We start from the raw sequence: 15,730 nt of genomic DNA on the forward strand, positions 1-15,730 counted from the left end.
CCGGGGTGGCTCAGTGGAACTGCTCGGCCTCGGTGGATCCGGTCAGGGCGAGCGTCTCCGCGTTGGGGTTGAGTGCCGTGCTCACCTGGTCGAAGTAGCCGGTGCCGACCTCGCGCTGGTGCTTGACGGCGGTGTAGCCGTCCGGCACCGCTGCGAACTCGGCCTCCTGGAGGTCGACGTAGGCGGTCATGCCGTGCTCGGCGTAGCCGCGCGCCAGCTGGAACATCGAGTGGTTGAGCGCGTGGAAGCCGGCCAGGGTGATGAACTGGAACCGGTAGCCCATCGCGCCCAACTCCCGCTGGAACTTGGCGATCCGGTCGTCGTCCAGCGCGGCCTTCCAGTTGAAGGAGGGCGAGCAGTTGTAGGCGAGCATCTTGTCCGGGTGCTCGGCCTTGATCGCCTCGGCGAACTCCCGGGCCTGGCCGAGGTCCGGGGTGCCGGTCTCCACCCAGATCAGGTCCGCGTACGGGGCGAAGGCGAGGCCGCGGGAGATCACCGGGGCCATGCCCGGCTCGACCCGGTAGAAGCCCTCGGCGGTGCGCTCGCCGGTGCAGAAGCGGGCGTCGCGCTCGTCCACGTCGGTGGTGAGCAGGTTGGCCGCCAGCGCGTCGGTGCGGGCGACGATCAGCGTCGGCACATCGGCGATGTCGGCCGCGAGCCGGGCGGAGTTGAGGGTGCGGATGTGCTGCGCGGTCGGGACGAGCACCTTGCCGCCCAGGTGGCCGCACTTCTTCTCGGAGGCCAGCTGGTCCTCGTAGTGGATGCCCGCCGCACCGGCCGCGATCATGCCCTTGGTCAGTTCGAAGGCGTTCAGCGGGCCGCCGAAGCCCGCCTCCGCGTCGGCGACGATCGGCACCAGCCAGTCCGGACCGCCGTCGGTGCCCTCGGCGGCGTCGATCTGGTCGGCCCGCAGCAGCGCGTTGTTGATCCGGCGCACCACCTGCGGGACCGAGTTGGCGGGGTAGAGGCTCTGGTCGGGATAGGTCTGCCCGGCCTGGTTGGCGTCGGCCGCGACCTGCCAGCCGGACAGGTAGATCGCCCGTAGGCCGGCCTTCACCATCTGGACGGCCTGGCCGCCGGTGAGCGCGCCGAGGGCGTGGATGTAGTCCTGCTCGTGCAGCTGCTGCCACAGGCGTTCGGCGCCGCGCCGGGCGAGGGTGTGCTCCTCGCGGACCGACCCGGCCAGGCGGACCACGTCCGCCGCCGTGTAGCTGCGCTCGATGCCCGCCCAGCGCGGGTCGGACGCCCACCGGGCGGCCAGTTCCGCCGCGCGCCGTTCCTGCTGCTGCCGTACCGACTCGGTCATGGTGATCCGCTCCCGGGCTCGTTGCCGTGTGCTGTGAAGGGACGTGCTGTGAAGGGACGCGCTTCGAAAGTCGCGCTGCGAAGAGATGTGCTGCGAAGGATGTGATGACCGCCACCAGGAGGGCGGGTGCGGCCGGGATACCGGGCGGGCGGTGCGACACCGCGGGACGTGGGTCCGCCGGGGACGGGCGCCAACACCCGGCTTCTGGCCGGTGGTTGCCGCCGTCCGGGTTCGGGGCCCGGCCGCGGTACGACTCTGGCAGGCCGACGGGGGCGCCGTCACCGCTGGACGGGTGCCAAGTTCTGCGAAGCCGGAACGGCGAATCGGCGAAGGCTGCGAAGGCCGGAGCGGGCCCGAACGGCTAGGGTGGGCGCCCGTCGACCAGGGAGGCCGGGACACATGGGCAGGACCTTCGCCGGGGCGCGGTTGCGCCGGCTGCGCGAGGAGCGCGGCCTCAGCCAGGCCGCGCTCGCCCGCCTCCTCGACCTCTCGCCCAGCTACCTCAACCAGCTGGAGCACGACGCCCGCCCGCTGACCGTCCCGGTCCTGCTGCGGCTCACCGAGGCGTTCGGCGTGGAGGCCGGCTACTTCGCCCCGCCCGACACCGCCCGGCTCACTGCCGAACTGCGCGACTCCCTGAGCGAGGAGGTTGCCGCCGGGCGGATCACCGCCGGGGACCTCGCCGAACTGGCCCAGCGGCTGCCCGCCGTGGCCGCCCTGCTGCTCGACGTGGACCGCCGTCGCCACACCGCCGCCGAGCAACTCGCCGTGCTGGCCGAGGACCGCGGCCCGGCCGCGGGCCTGACCGAGGCCCGCAATCCGCACGAGCAGGTCCGCGAGTTCTTCTACCGGCGGGCCAACTACGTCGACGAACTGGACCGGGCGGCGGAGGAGTTGGCGGCGCGCATCGGGGTCCGCCGGGGCCGGGTGCGGACCGCGCTGACCGACCGGCTGGCCGAGGCGCACTCCGTCCGGGTGAGCACCGGGCCAGGCGGGAAGGACGACCGGCTGCACCACTTCGACCCGGTCGGCCGCACCCTCCACCTCTCGCCCCGGCTGCGGCCCGGCCAGCAGGCCTTCCGGCTCGCCACCCAGCTCGGCTACCTCGAACACGACGCGCTGCTCAGCGAACTCGCCGCGCAGGAAAGCCCGGAGGGCGCCCCGGCGCACGCGCTCACCCGGATCGGCCTGGCGAACTACTTCGCCGCCGCGCTGGTGCTGCCCTACCGGGCGTTCCACGGCGAGGCGGAGACGTCCCGCTACGACCTGGAGCACCTCGCCGACCACTTCTCGGTCGGCCACGAGACGGTGTGCCACCGGCTCAGCACCCTGCAGCGGCCCGGACTGCGCGGGGTGCCGTTCTCCTTCGTCCGGGTCGACCGGGCGGGCAATGTCTCCAAGCGGCAGTCCGCCACCGACTTCCACTTCTCCCGCACCGGCGGCACCTGCCCGCTGTGGAACGTCTACGAGACCTTCGCCGCCCCGGGCCGGGTGCACGTCCAGGTGGCCGCGATGCCGGACGGCCGCCGCTACCTGTGGACCGCCCGCGCCGTCACCCGTTCGCCGGGCGGCTGGGGGCGGCCCGGAAAGACCTTCGCCCTCGGTCTGGGCTGCGAACTGCGGCACGCCTCAAGGCTGGTGTACTCGGCCGGTCTCGACCTCACCGACGAAGCCGCGGCCACGCCGATCGGCCTCGGCTGCAAGGTCTGCGAACGGGCCGCCTGCCCGCAGCGCTCCGCCCCGCCGATCGGTCGCCCGCTCGCGGTGGACGAGCACAGCAGCACCTTCGCGCCGTACCCGACCCGCCCCGGCGACACCGGCTGACCGTGCGGCACGGGCCGTGCGGTCGTGCGGTCGTGTCCGTGGGTCGTGTCCGGCCGGTCGCGGGGCGGCCCGCCCGGTAGCCTGCCGGGGTGCACGGGTTCGGGGTGACGGAGTTCCAGTTGGTCCTGCTGCGCCGGATGGCGGACTTCCGGCCGGAGCTGGTCGAGGACGCGGTCCGTCGGCTGGGGGAGACCAGGGCGGGGATGCGGGAGGCGAACAAGCGCTGGCAGGCGATGCTCAGGGCGCCGGGGTTCCCGGGCGGCGGGCGTCGGTACACGGCCGTGCTCGGGCCGCCGGAGGCCGTGGTGGAGCGGCGGATCGGGGACCTGGCGTGCGCCGCCCGGCAGTGGGCGCTGCCGCTCTGGCCCGGGTTGCGGTTCGAGGTCCTGACCGGTCCCGCCGAGGCGGGCGCGCCGGTGCTGAACGCCTGGCTGGTGCGGGCGGCGGACACCCCGCCGCCGGTGCTCCGCGCGCTCGCCGACCTGGAGCCGTGGAGCTGTGTGGTGGCCGATCTGGGCGCGGCGTTCCCGCCCGCGGTGCCGCGCGAGGGCAGTGCGCCGAACCGGTTCCGGCTGGACTTCACGGCCCCGGACGCCGACGGGCAGCCGCAGGCCCGCACGGCGGACTTCACCTGGGGCCTGCTCCAGGAGGTGCGGCCGCTCGACAACCCCGCCCGCACGAACGGGGACTGACGAGAAATCAGCGCCGGTGCACGGTCCGCCCGCCGACCACCGTACGGTCGGGCAGCAGCCCCCGCAGCTCCTCGACCGGGCAGCTCAGCGGGTCGCTCGGCCACAGCGTCAGATCGGCGAACGCGCCCGGCCGCAGGGCACCCCGGTCCGCGCTCTCCCCGGTCAGCCGGGCCGCCGCCGAGGTGTGCAGGGCGATCGCCTCGGACCGCTCGATCGCGTGTTCCGCCCCGACCACCCCGGCCACGGTGCGGCGGGTGGTCATGCCCCAGACCGACAGCATCGCGCCGTACGGGCCGACCGGGAAGTCCGAACCGGCGGCCAGCATCGCGCCCTCGTCGAGCCACTCGCGCAGCGGGAACAGCGCGCGGGTGCGCTCCTCGCCCCAGGCCCGCTGCTGGGTGGGGGCGCCGTCGTGCAGCAGCGGGTGCTGCACGGTCACGGGGATGCGGAGGGCGACGGCCCTGGCCCGCTGCTCGGCGCGGGCGAGCCCGCCGTGTTCCACGACCAGGGTGCCGGCGGGCAGTCCGGGGCGGTGCGCGAGCACCTCCTCGAAGACGTCGAGCAGGGTGCGCAGGCCCCGGTCGCCCCAGGCGTGCACGCCGACCCGCAGTCCGCGCCCGACCACCCGGTCCACCGCGTCGGCCAGCTCCTTCGGCTCCCACAGCAGCCGGCCGTGGTAGCAGGGCTGCCCCTGGTAGGGCTCCTCCAGGGCGCCTGCCTCGAAGCCGCCGTCGATACCGAACTTGACGCCCCAGACGGAGAGTTCGGAGTCCTCGTGGCCGGCGGCGCGCCAGGCGTCGACGCGGTCGAGCAGCGTCTCCACCTCCTCGGGGGTGCGGACGGCGAAGCCGGAGACCAGCGCCCGGACCCGGACGGAGAGGGCGCCCTCGGCGCGGGCGGCGCGCAGCACGTCGAGGTCCTCGACCGGGACCAGGCAGTCGCGGACGGTGCCGATCCCGGTGGCGGCGTAGGCGGCGGAGGCGGCGCGCAGTCCGTCGATCCGCTCGGCGAGGCCGGGCCGGGGCAGGACGCGTTCGGCGAGCTCGATCGCCTTGTTGATCAGGCGACCGGTGAGGCGGCCCTCGGCGTCGCGCTCGATCACGCCGCCGGGCGGCTCGGGGGTGGCGGCGGTGATGCCGGCGAGCCGCAGCGCGGCCGAGTTGAGCACCATGTTGTAGGCGCCGCGGCGGACCAGGACCGGGTGGCGGTCGGTGGCGCTGTCCAACTCATCGGTGGTGGGCATCCGTTGCTCGGCGAGGTTGAGCTCCTGCCAGTTGACGGTGGTGGTGATCCAGTCCCCGGCGGGGGTGGCGGCGGCGCGTTCGCGGAGCAGGGCGAGGAACCCGGCCAGGTCGGTGGCGCGGTGGACGGGCACGCCGTGCACGCTGTGTCCGGCGAGGATCAGATGGGTGTGGGTGTCGTCGAAGGCGGGCAGCACGGTCGCCCCGGGCGCGTCGACGACCTCGGTGGTGGGGCCGATCAGGCCGTCCAGGCCGTGCGGGTCGGCGGCCAGGGCGGTGATCCGGTCCCCGGTGACGGCGACGGCGCGCCGCGGCGGCTCGCCGGGGACGAGGGTGTGCACGGCGGCCGCGCGGATCAGCAGATCGGCAGTCGGTCGGCCGGGCCGGGGCTGGTGGGGCTGCTGGGTCAACACGGCTCCTGGCGGTGGTGGGCGGCGGTCACCAGCCCGGTGACCTCTTCGACATGGCGCAGGCTCGGCCCGGCGAGCAGGGTGTGGAGTCCGGTGAAGACCGCCCGGGCCGCGACGGCGTTCCAGTCGGGCGGCAGCAGCGGGGCGGGCAGCCCGGGGTCCAGGTAGGGCAGCCGCCGCCACTGGGTGAGCATCGGGACGTAGTCGCGGAACGCCTCGGCCGGGTCGGGGCCGGAGCCGGGGTTGCCGCCGCGGGCGGCGAGGACGGGCCGCCAGGTGTCGGTGAACGCGGCGTACTGGCCCTCGATGGCGGGGAAGTCCCACCAGGCGGCGACGGCGGTGCGCAGATCGGTGAATCCGGCGTACTCGGCGGAGAGGAAGAGGTGGACGTACGCGTCCAGGCCGAGGCGTTCGAGCAGGCGCCGGGCGTCGGGCAGGACCCGGGCGGGCGCCAGCCAGACACCGGGGGCGGCGTTGCCGAAGCCCAGCCAGCTGAGCCGGGAGCGCAGGGTGTGGCGGTGGGCGCGTTCGGACTCGGGGACGGAGAAGACGGCCACCACCCAGCCGTCGGCGAGCTCGGCGGGCTCCAGGCTGCGGAAGATCCGGCGGTCCCCCTCCTCGAACACCGGGCCCATCGCGGGGGAGAGGCGGTAGCCGGTGCCGGACCCGTCGCCGCGCTCCTGGAGCAGGGTCCCGGCCTTCTTGAGACGGGAGATGGCCGAGCGGACGGCGGGTGCGTCGACGTCCAGCTCGGCCATCAGGGCGATCAGGTCGGCGATGGATATCCAGCCGCCGAGACGGCGGACGAACTCGCCGTAGACGGTGTGGATCAGCGAGCTCGGCCGGGGCGTGCTCTCGGTCATCCGGATCTCCTCCCGACGGCTCGTGGTGATCATAGCGGTGGCACTCGGCAGGGGCGGGTCCCGGCTCCGGCCGAGGCGGTCCGGGCCCGGCGGCGGTTCAGGCCTCTGCGAACTCCCCGGACAGCAGGTGGCCGGCACCGGGGGCGAAGGCCGGCAGGCCGAGGGCGCGCAGCAGCTGGTGGGTGGTGCAGACGGCCGCCGAGACGACCGGTTTGCCGAGCCGCTGCTCGGCCTCCTCGATCGCCGACAGCGAGGGCATCTGCACACAGGCGGACAGCACCACCGCGTCGGCCCGGCTGTGCGCGAGGCCGGCCGCGATGTCCGGCAGTTTCGCCGGGTCGTGGGCGGCGACGTCGAGGTTGTCGGCGATCTCCAGGGCCGCGAAGTCGACCACCTCGATGCCCTCGTGGCCGAGGTAGTCGACGACGGTGCGGGCCAGCGGGCGCAGGTAGGGGGTGACCACGGCGACCTTCCGGGCGCCGAGCGTGTGCAGCCCGGTCACCAGCGCGCCGGCGCTGGTGACCACGGGCGCGGCGGCGCCGTTCTCGACGGTGCGCCGGTGCAGCCGCTGCTCGGCCTCCCGGTGGTAGCCGGGGCCGTTGGCCATCACGGCGACCAGGCAGGCATAGCCGAGCACATCGACCCGGGCGTCCGAGAGTTCGGCGGCGCACCGGTCGGACTCGGCGTCCATGGCGCGCAGTTGCTCGGGGGTGACCCGGGTCATCCGCATCCGGCTGGAGTGGAAGGTGAAGCGCTCGGGTGCGACCTGCTCGCGGGCGCGGAGCAGGGCGGGCACCTCGGTCTCCATGGTGACGTTGGAGCTCGGGACGATCTGGCCTATCCGGTAGCTGGTGGTCATCGGGGCGGGCTCCTCTGCGGGGGTGGGCGGCCGGTCAGCGGGCGTCGACCACGGGGTTGGCGAGGGTGCCGATGCCCTCGATGGTGGCCTCGACCAGGTCGCCGGGCCGGAGGAACTGCGGGGGCACCATCCCGGCGCCGACGCCGGACGGCGAGCCGGTGGCGATGACGTCGCCGGGTTCCAGGGTGACGCCGGAGGAGATGTCGGCGATCAGCCGGGCGATGCCGAACAGCATGTGGCGGGTGTTGGAGTCCTGCCGCAGTTCGCCGTTGACCCGCAGGGACAGGTCGAGCCGCTGCGGGTCGGGGATCTCGTCGGCGGTCACCACGACCGGGCCGAACGGCGCGTAGCTGTCCTGGCCCTTGGAGAAGAACCACTGGCCGGAGCGGCGCTGGTCGCGGGCGCTGATGTCGTTGACGATGCTGTAGCCGAAGACGTGCCGCAGGGCGTCGGCCTCGGCCACCCGGAAGGCGGGAGTGCCGATGACGACGGCGAGTTCGCACTCCCAGTCGAGCTGCTTGGTGAGCTCGGCGTTGTGCAGGACCGGCTGGCCGGGGCCGGTGACGGCGGTCGAGGGCTTGCTGAACAGCACCGGCCGGTCGGGCAGTTCGCGCTCGGTGTCGAGGGTGCGGTGCGACTCGGCGACGTGCTCGACGTAGTTGAGCCCGACGCCGACGATCTTGCCGGGTCGCAGCGGGGCGCGCAGCGACACCTCGGCGAGCGGGCGGACCGCGGGGCCCTCGGCCGGTGAGCCGTCGGCCGTCGCGCCGGCGAGCAGGTCGCGGACGGCCGCCAGGGCCGGTTCGCCGGCCGCGACCAGGCCCAGCAGGTCGGGGGGCAGCCGGACGCCGGCGGCGGAGGCGAGGGCGGTCAGGTCGGCGACCCGGTCCCCGGTGAGCAGGGCGCCGGGGCGGGGGGTGTCGTCGCCGGGGATGCAGTAGGTCAACAGCCGCATGGGTGTGCGCTCCTGGTCACGGTGTGGTGGTGGGCTGGTGCCCGTCGTGCTCCGGGTAGGGCTCCTCGCGGTACAGGCCGAGCGAGTGCATCACCGGGAAGTCGTTGAAGGAGAACAGGCAGGCGTCCTCGCCGGGGTCGAGGTTCGCGTGCTCGTGCCAGGCCCAGGACGGCACCACGAAGATGTCGCCCTGCTGCCAGGTGAAGCGGTGGCCGGCGACCACCGAGACGCCCCGTCCCTTGGCGGCCGTGTAGACCACCGAACCGGTGTGCCGGTGGGCCCGGGTGGCCTGGCCGGGGCGCAGCAGCTGGAGGTGGGCGCCCATGGTGGGCATCACCGAGCCGCCGGTGACCGGGTTGGTGTACTCCATGATCACCCCGTCCCAGGGCGAGCCCTCGGTGGCGCGGGCGAGCCGGGTGAGCGCGTGGTAGCTGGGCTCCCAGGGCCAGCCGAGCAGCGGCGAGTACGGCCGGGTCCACTTCTCGACGCCGTACGGCAGCAGGTTGCCGCCGTAGCTGAGCAGGGAGGAGTTGGCCACCGGTCCGGGCCGCTGGTACAGCTCGGGGTGCACCTCGTAGAAGTTGGCGTCGAGCATGTTGACCAGCGGGATGTCCAGGCCGTCCTGCCAGATCACCGGGGCGTCCTCGGACTCGTTCCCGTGCTCGTGCCAGGCGCCGTTGGGCGTGATCGCGAAGTCCCGCGGGCCGACCTTGAGCTTCTGGCCGTCGACGATCGTCCAGGCACCGGTGCCCTCGTGCACGAAGCGCAGCGCGGAGGCCTGGTGGCGGTGCGCGGTCATCGCCTCGCCGGGGCCCATGATCTGCAGGCCGGTGTACAGCAGGCCGACGGCGGCGCTGAGTTCGCGGCGGCCCGGGTTGACCAGCATGACCACCCGGCGGCCGGCGTCGTCGGCCCTGACCAGGGGCAGCGCCTTGCGGACCAGCGGCCGCAGGTCGGCGTAGCGCCAGAGCACCGGCACCGACTTCGGCTGCGGGTACCAGGGCTCGATCTCGTTCGCCACGGTCCACAGCGCGCCCGCGTCGACCTTGGCCAGCTCTTCGTAGTAGGCGGCGAGTTCGGGGTTGTCGGCGACCCGGGCGCGGCCGATCCGGTCGTCGTCGTAGTCGGTCATTCCTCCTCCTTCGGGGGCGGTTCGGGAAAGGTCAGCGGCTGCAGCGGGCGGTTGTCGACGTGCAGCCGGAAGACGTCGAAGCGGTTGTAGTGGCCGACGATGTCGTGCATCTGCTTGGGCCGGACGCAGTCGCCGAGGTCGATCTCGGCGTACACGATCCCCTCCACGTCCACCAGCGGCTCGGTCACCGCGCGCCCGTCGGGCCCGAAGATCCCGGACAACGCGCTGCGCGGGCGGGAGAGTTGCTTGCGCAGCTGCTGGTCCTCGCCGGCGATGGCGTCGACGATCTCGGGGGAGACGGTGGAGCAGGAGACCACGGTGAAGACCTTGCCCTCGAAGCAGTGCGCGGCGGCGCGCAGCGCGATCGCCTCCGCCATGTCGTAGTCCTCGGGGGCGACCGGCAGCGCGATGTAGCAGGCCGCGTGGACGAGTTCGCCCTGCGCGAGGAGGGTGAACCGGGCCAGCGGGTTGGTGTTCTCGCCGCAGGCCAGCGCGCCGAGCGGGCCGACGGCGGTGTCGTGGACCCGCAGCGTGCTGCCGTCGCCCGGGGTCCAGGTCAGCTTCTCGGCCCAGGTGGGGACCAGCTTGCGGTGCACGCTCAGCAGTTCGCCGTCGGCGTCGATGACCAGCACGGTGTTGTAGAGCACGCCGAGGCTGTGCCGGCCGCGCTCGTTGACGCCGATCACCAGCACCACGCCGGCCCGGCGGGCGGCGGCGCGCAGCGCGTCGACGTAGGGGCCCGGCACGTCCACCGAGGCGCGGTAGAGGCGCTCGTACCAGGGCGAGCCCTGGACCGGGTTCATGGTCCAGTTCCAGTACGGGTAGCCGGGGACGAACACCTCGGGGAAGACCACCAGGGTGGCGCCGTGCTCGGCCGCCTCGTGGATCAGGGCGACCGCCTTGGCCACGGTGGCGGCGGGGTCCAGGAAGACGGGCGAGGCCTGTACGGCGGCCGCGGTGAAGCGCGGGCGCCGCAGTGCGGCGGCGATCGGCTCGGTCATCGTGCCTCCTCGGTGCGCTGGGTGCGGTCGGTGTACTACTGGATGCGGTCGGCGTCGCCCGGGCGGTCGGGCCGCCAGCGCCGGTGCACCGGCGGCTCGGGCTCGCGCACCAGCCGCAGCCTCGGCGCCACCCGGTCGGATCCCGGCCCGGGCGGGCGCCGGCTGCCCGCCGCCCACGGTTCGGGCCAGCGGGCACCAGGGCCGGTGTACCCCTGCTCGGCGGCGGCATGCAGGGTCCACAGCGGGTCGTGCAGCTGGGCCCGGCCGACCGCGACCAGGTCCGCGCGCCCGGCCAGCAGCACCGAGTTGGTGTCGTCGTGCCCGGAGATCGCGCCGACCGCGACGGTGGGCAGGCCGGTGGCCGCGCGCACCAGTTCGGCGAACGGCGTCTGGTAGCCGCGCCCGTACGGCGGCCGCTGGTGCGCCACCACCTCGCCGGTGGAGACGTCCACCGCGTCCGCCCCGCCGTCCCCGAGGGCCCGGCAGATCGCGACGGCCTCCGCCTCGGTGGTGCCGCCCGGTGCCCAGTCGCTCGCCGAGATCCGCACCAGCAGCGGCCGTCCGGCCGGCCAGACCGCGCGGACCGCCGCCAGCACCTCCAGCGGCAGCCGCAACCGCTGGGCGAGCGGGCCGCCGTAGCGGTCGGTGCGCCGGTTGGTGAGCGGCGACAGGAAGCCGGAGAGCAGGTGGCCGTGGCCGAACTGGAGCTCCAGCACCTCGAAGCCGATCCGCGCCGCACGCTCGGCGGCGGCGGCGAAGTCCGCGACCACGGCGGCGAGTTCGATCTGGTTGGCCTCGTGCGGAAGCGGGCTCCCGGCGTCCCAGGGCAGTGGCGAGGCGGCCAGCAGCGGCCAGCCGTTTGCGCCCAGGGGACGGCCGATCCCGTCCGGTCCCGGCACCGAGGTGGCGGCCCGCCGCCCGGCGTGGGTGAGCTGGATCCCGACCGGGGTGTCGCTGACCGCCCTGACGTCGGCGAGGAGTTCGCGCCAGGCCGCCTCCTGCCGGTCGTTCCACAGGCCCGGGCAGTGGTCGGTGGCCCGGCCCTCCGGCGTGACCGCCGTCATCCCGGCGATCACCAGCCCGGCGCCGCCGAGCGCGTGGGCGGTCAGCTGGGCCCGGTCGAAGGCACTGGGCAGCGCGTCGGGCGAGGTGAAGGTGGCCAGCGGCGGCACCACCACCCGGTTGCGCAGCTCCAGCGCGGCCAGCTTGAGCGGCCGGAACATCGGTGGCGCCGCCGCCGCCCCGGCCGGATCGGCACCGCCCGCGAACGCCGCCTCCACCGCCGCGACGAACCCGGGGTCGCGGTCCCGGAGGTTGCCGTAGGTGACCCGGCGGCTGCGGGTGAGCAGATTGAACGCGAACCGGTCGGCGTCCTGCCCGGTCCGCCGGTCGATCGTCTCGAACCATTCCAGACTGGCCTGCGCCGCCCGCTGGGTGGACTCCACCACCGGCCGCCGCTCCGCCTCGTACGCCGCCAACGCCTGCTCCACGGTGGGCTGTTCGCCCAGGCTCGCGGCCAGGGCGAGGGCGTCCTCCAGGGCCAGCTTGGTGCCCGAGCCGATCGAGAAGTGCGCGGAGTGCGCGGCGTCACCGAGCAGCACCACGTTCCGGTGCCGCCAAGTGGCGTTGCGCACCGTGGTGAAGCGGATCCAGCGAGAGGCATTGGGGATCAGCCGGTGCCCCTCCAGGTGCGGGGCGAGCAGCTCCGCGCAGCGCCGCACGCTCTCCTCGTCGCTCTCACCGCGCGCGAACTCCCGGTCGGCGACGGCCTCGAAGCCCGCCCGGCGCCAGGCGTCCTCGGCGATCTCCACGATGAAGGTCGACCGCTGCGCGCTGTACGGGTAGGCGTGCACCTGGAGCACCCCGAAGTCGAAGCGCTCGACGAGGAAGGTGAAGGCGTCGAAGACCTTGTCGGTGGCGAGCCACATGTAGCGGGCGTGCCGCTGGTCCAGCTCCGGCCGGAAGGTGTCGGCGTACGCGGCCCGCGTCGCCGAGTTGATGCCGTCGGCGGCCACCACCAGGTCGTACTCCTCGACGAGTTGCCCGACGGGGGGTGCGGGCGTGCGGTAGCGGACGTCCACCGCCAGTTCGTCGCAGCGCCGTTGCAGGATCGCGCGCAGCCGGTTGCGGTCCAGCGCCGCGAACCCGTGGCCGCCGCTGGTGCGCACCTGCCCGGCGTACCGGACGTCGATGTCGCTCCAGCGTGCGAACTCGGCGCCCATCGCGGCGAACACGGCCGGGTCGGCCTGCGCGATGCCGTCCAGCGTCTCGTCGGAGAACACCACCCCGAAGCCGAACTCGTCCTCGCGGCCGTCCCGTTCGAAGACGGTGATCTCCCGCTCCGGCGCCATTCGGCGGGCCAGGGCGGCGAAGTAGAGCCCGCCCGGACCGCCGCCGATCACCGCCACCCGGCGGGCGGCCCCGGCCCCGGCTGTCCTACGACCCTCTGCCGTGCTCACCGGATCACCTCCGGATCCTGCCGTCCGGCCCCGGTCAGCGCCCGGCGCACCGGCTCCGGCCAGGGCTCGGTGCCCTTGGCGTGCGGCGCGGCGTGCACCACCGACATCCGCCCGCCGGCGGCCGGGCCGTTCGGGCCGTGCACCTCGAAGGCGTAGTGCAGCGAGGAGCCGCCGACCCGCTCGACCCGCAGTTCCACCCGGACCAGGTCGCCGAACCACAGCCGTTCGCGGTAGTCGGCCTCGAAGTGCACCCGGGGGATCCGGCCGAACAGCCCGTCCAGGCCCAGCCGGCGCAGCAGCGTCGCCTCGGCGGCCTCGGCCCAGCGCTGGACGGCCGAGAAGTGGTAGTGCCCGGCGGCGTCGGTGTCCGACCACTCGACCCGCCGCTCGACGGTCACACTGGCGGGTTGCGGACCGGCCGCGGCCTCCGTCGAGGGCGCCGGCACGGGGGCGGCCCGGCGGCGCAGCTCGGCCCGGGCCAGCTTCCCGGTCGCGGTGCGCGGCAGCGCGTCGACGAACTCGACCGCGCGCGGGTACTTGTAGGGCGCGATGGCCTGCTTGACGTGCTCCTGGAGCGCGCGGACGGTGTCCGGCCCGGCGGCGACGCCCGCGCGCAGCACCACATAGGCCTTGACCACGGTGCCGCGCCGCTCGTCCGGCGCCCCGACCACCGCGCAGTCGGCGACGTCGGGGTGGTCGGCGAGGACCTGTTCCACCTCGGGCCCGGCGATGTTGTAGCCGGAGGAGACGATCATGTCGTCATTGCGCGCCCGGTACCAGAAGTACCCGTCCGGGTCGCGCACGTAGGTGTCCCCGGTGAGGTTCCAGCCGTCGCGCACGTACTCGTGCTGACGCTCGTCGCGCAGATAGCGGCAGCCGGTGGGACCCTTGACCGCGAGCCGCCCGGGCTGCCCGTCCGGCACCGGCCGGCCCTGCTCGTCCAGGATCGCCGCCCGGTAGCCGGGCACGGGGCGGCCGGTCGAGCCGGGGCGGATGTCCCCGTCGGCGGCGGAGATGAACACGTGCAGCAGCTCGGTGGCGCCGATGCCGTCGATCAGCCGCTGCCCGGTGGCCTCGCGGAACGCCTCCCAGACGGCGGCCGGCAGGTGCTCGCCGGCCGAGACGCACCGCCGCACCCCGGCGAGCCGGTCGGCCAGCCCGGAGGCGAGGATCGCCCGGTAGGCCGTCGGCGCGGTGAACAGCACGTCGACGCCGTGCCGGTGCACGTGCTCGGCCAGCTGCTCCGGCGTGGCCTGTTCCAGTAGCAGGGTGGCCGCGCCGGCCCGCATCGGGAAGACCACCAGGCCGCCGAGCCCGAAGGTGAAGGCGAGCGGCGGGGTGCCGGCGAACAGGTCGTCGGCGGTGGGCCGCAGCAGGTGGTGCGAGAAGGTGTCGGCGTTGGCGAGCACGTCGCGGTGGAAGTGCAGGGTGGCCTTGGGCCGTCCGGTGGTGCCGGAGGTGAAGGCGATCAGCGCGACGTCGTCGGCGGCGGTCGGGACGGCGGTGAACGGGCCGGCCGTCGCGGCGCAGCGCGCGGTGAGGTCCTCGGGTCCGGGGCCGCCGTACGGCACCACGGTCAGCCCGGGTGTCGCGGCCTGCTCCAGCTCGGCGAGGAAGCGGTGGTCGCAGAGCGCCAGTACGGGCGCCGCGACCTCGTGCAGGGCGGTCAGCTCGGCCGCCCGCAGCAGCGGCATGGTGGTCACCACCACCCCGCCGGCCTTCAGGACCCCGAGCCAACAGGCCACCAGCCAGGGTGCGTTGGGCCCCCGTAACAGGACCCTGTTGCCGGGCACCAGGCCCAGCTGCCCGGTCAGCAGCCGGGCCACCGCGTCGGCGTGACCGCGCAGTTCGCCGTACGTCCAGACGCCGTCCGGCGTGACCAGGCAGCGCCGGTCCGGGCCGAACCGCTCGATCGTCGCGTCGAGCAGCTCGTGTGCGCAGTTCAATCGGTCCGGATAGGCCAACTCCGGTAGGTCGAAGAGGAATTCGGGCCACTCCTCGAAGGGTGGCAGGTTGTCGCGACAGAACGTGTCCACGTGCGCGGAGGGCGAGAGCTCCATGGGTGGGCCACCTCATCGGGCGAGCGGGAGTGAGGCAAGTATCGCGCTTCGGTGACGCCAGTCAAGAGAGCGATACATACATTCGGCCCATCCCCTGCCCCTGCCTCTGTCCCGACCCCCGCCCGCCGCCGGGCGCCCACCGCGCGGCCCGCCCTACCGCGGGGTGGACTCGTCGCCGCGGAAGGGAGCGCCGTGACCGGGCACGACGAGGTCCGCGGCGGCCAGCACCCGGAGCCGGGAGGCCCGCAGGAGCTCGCGGTCCGGAGCCACCGGGTCCTCCGCCGGTCCGGCCGCGTGCCACCACAGGTCGCCGGCGAACGCGACCACGCCCTCCGGCGTCCCGGCCAGCAGCGTGATGTCCTCGGCGCTGTGCCCGGGCGTGCGGATCAGCCGCAGGGACGGGGTCAGCTCGTACCCCTCGGCGTCCCGGTTCGTCCACTGGTGGCCCCGGTACTCGACCCGGTGGTCGTGCACCCGGGCCCGGCCGAAGAGGCCCACGTTCATGGTGTTGTCGGGGTGGTGGTGGCTGAGCACCACATCGGTGATGTCCTCGGGGCCGAGCCCCAGCGCGGCCAGCGGGCCGAGGATGTCGTCCTGGCTCGCCACCATGCCCGGGTCGAAGACCACGTGCCGTCCGGCGTCCGTGACGTAGGAGACGGTGGCGGCGACCCCGGGGCCGGTGGAGCCCACGTAGCCGGTGGTCAGGACGTGGAAGGCGGCGCTGCGGCCGAGCGGAGCGTCCGCCGGCGGTGCGTCGGCCAGAGGGGCGTTGATGGGGGGAGCGTCGGTGAGGGGAGCGTCGGTCAGCGGGGCGTTCGCGATCGGTGCGTTCGTCATGCGTCGATCCTGTCGAACGCCCACGCCCCCGACGAGTGGCACAGATGCCAGCGATCGCAGGAAAAATGCCGACCGCCCGCCGCCCGCTGTG

At 74.4% G+C, this 15,730-nt stretch carries 12 protein-coding genes and 1 pseudogene; 2 read left to right on the plus strand and 11 right to left on the minus strand.

The window, feature by feature from the left end; genetic code table 11:
• Window positions 1-10 precede the first annotated feature (10 nt).
• Complete coding sequence (aceA, locus tag BI06_RS01860) at window positions 11-1,306, minus strand: isocitrate lyase (protein ID WP_043464380.1); 1,296 nt, start codon at window positions 1,304-1,306, stop codon at window positions 11-13.
• Window positions 1,307-1,705: 399 nt separating this feature from the next.
• Between aceA and BI06_RS01865 the strand changes: the two genes are divergently transcribed.
• Both BI06_RS01865 and BI06_RS01870 read left to right on the plus strand, forming a co-directional pair.
• Entirely contained in the window at window positions 1,706-3,130 is a 1,425-nt protein-coding gene (locus BI06_RS01865; protein WP_043464383.1) for a short-chain fatty acyl-CoA regulator family protein, read from the plus strand.
• A 137-nt stretch (window positions 3,131-3,267) separates the two neighbouring features.
• Window positions 3,268-3,822, plus strand: coding sequence for a hypothetical protein (locus tag BI06_RS01870; RefSeq protein ID WP_233289980.1), 555 nt, complete (start codon window positions 3,268-3,270; stop codon window positions 3,820-3,822).
• 7 nt (window positions 3,823-3,829) lie between these two features.
• Here the strand turns inward: BI06_RS01870 and BI06_RS01875 are convergent, their stop codons facing one another.
• From BI06_RS01875 to BI06_RS01915, 10 genes and pseudogenes are all read right to left on the minus strand, one after another.
• On the minus strand, window positions 3,830-5,473 hold the full coding sequence (locus tag BI06_RS01875; RefSeq protein ID WP_082558200.1) for an amidohydrolase: 1,644 nt from the start codon (window positions 5,471-5,473) through the stop codon (window positions 3,830-3,832).
• Window positions 5,470-6,336, minus strand: coding sequence for a PaaX family transcriptional regulator C-terminal domain-containing protein (locus BI06_RS01880; RefSeq protein WP_051740118.1), 867 nt, complete (start codon window positions 6,334-6,336; stop codon window positions 5,470-5,472). Before BI06_RS01880 ends, BI06_RS01875 begins: the two co-directional genes overlap by 4 nt.
• Before the next feature lie 97 nt (window positions 6,337-6,433).
• Window positions 6,434-7,195 carry an Asp/Glu racemase gene (locus BI06_RS01885; RefSeq protein ID WP_043464389.1) on the minus strand — a complete coding sequence of 254 codons (762 nt, stop codon included), beginning with the start codon at window positions 7,193-7,195 and terminating at the stop codon, window positions 6,434-6,436.
• A 34-nt stretch (window positions 7,196-7,229) separates the two neighbouring features.
• Window positions 7,230-8,150 carry a fumarylacetoacetate hydrolase family protein gene (locus BI06_RS01890; RefSeq protein ID WP_030394005.1) on the minus strand — a complete coding sequence of 307 codons (921 nt, stop codon included), beginning with the start codon at window positions 8,148-8,150 and terminating at the stop codon, window positions 7,230-7,232.
• A 16-nt stretch (window positions 8,151-8,166) separates the two neighbouring features.
• Window positions 8,167-9,282, minus strand: coding sequence for a cupin domain-containing protein (locus tag BI06_RS01895; RefSeq protein WP_030394004.1), 1,116 nt, complete (start codon window positions 9,280-9,282; stop codon window positions 8,167-8,169).
• On the minus strand, window positions 9,279-10,283 hold the full coding sequence (locus BI06_RS01900) for a carbon-nitrogen hydrolase family protein (RefSeq protein ID WP_043464394.1): 1,005 nt from the start codon (window positions 10,281-10,283) through the stop codon (window positions 9,279-9,281). The genes BI06_RS01895 and BI06_RS01900 overlap by 4 nt, the downstream gene beginning before the upstream one ends.
• A 35-nt stretch (window positions 10,284-10,318) precedes the next feature.
• The gene (locus BI06_RS01905; RefSeq protein WP_082558208.1) at window positions 10,319-12,634 is read right to left on the minus strand and encodes an FAD-dependent monooxygenase; all 2,316 of its coding nucleotides are present in this window, start codon (window positions 12,632-12,634) and stop codon (window positions 10,319-10,321) included.
• 104 nt (window positions 12,635-12,738) lie between these two features.
• On the minus strand, window positions 12,739-13,188 hold the full coding sequence (locus BI06_RS53075; protein WP_233289981.1) for a thioesterase family protein: 450 nt from the start codon (window positions 13,186-13,188) through the stop codon (window positions 12,739-12,741).
• Window positions 13,189-13,191: 3 nt separating this feature from the next.
• A pseudogene (locus BI06_RS01910) lies at window positions 13,192-14,802 on the minus strand (AMP-binding protein); the annotation flags it as partial.
• A 153-nt stretch (window positions 14,803-14,955) separates the two neighbouring features.
• Complete coding sequence (locus tag BI06_RS01915; protein WP_082558202.1) at window positions 14,956-15,639, minus strand: MBL fold metallo-hydrolase; 684 nt, start codon at window positions 15,637-15,639, stop codon at window positions 14,956-14,958.
• Window positions 15,640-15,730: the final 91 nt, after the last annotated feature.

The sequence above is a fragment of the Kitasatospora sp. MBT66 genome (genome assembly GCF_000710405.2).
Taxonomy (GTDB): Bacteria; Actinomycetota; Actinomycetes; order Streptomycetales; family Streptomycetaceae; genus Kitasatospora; species Kitasatospora purpeofusca.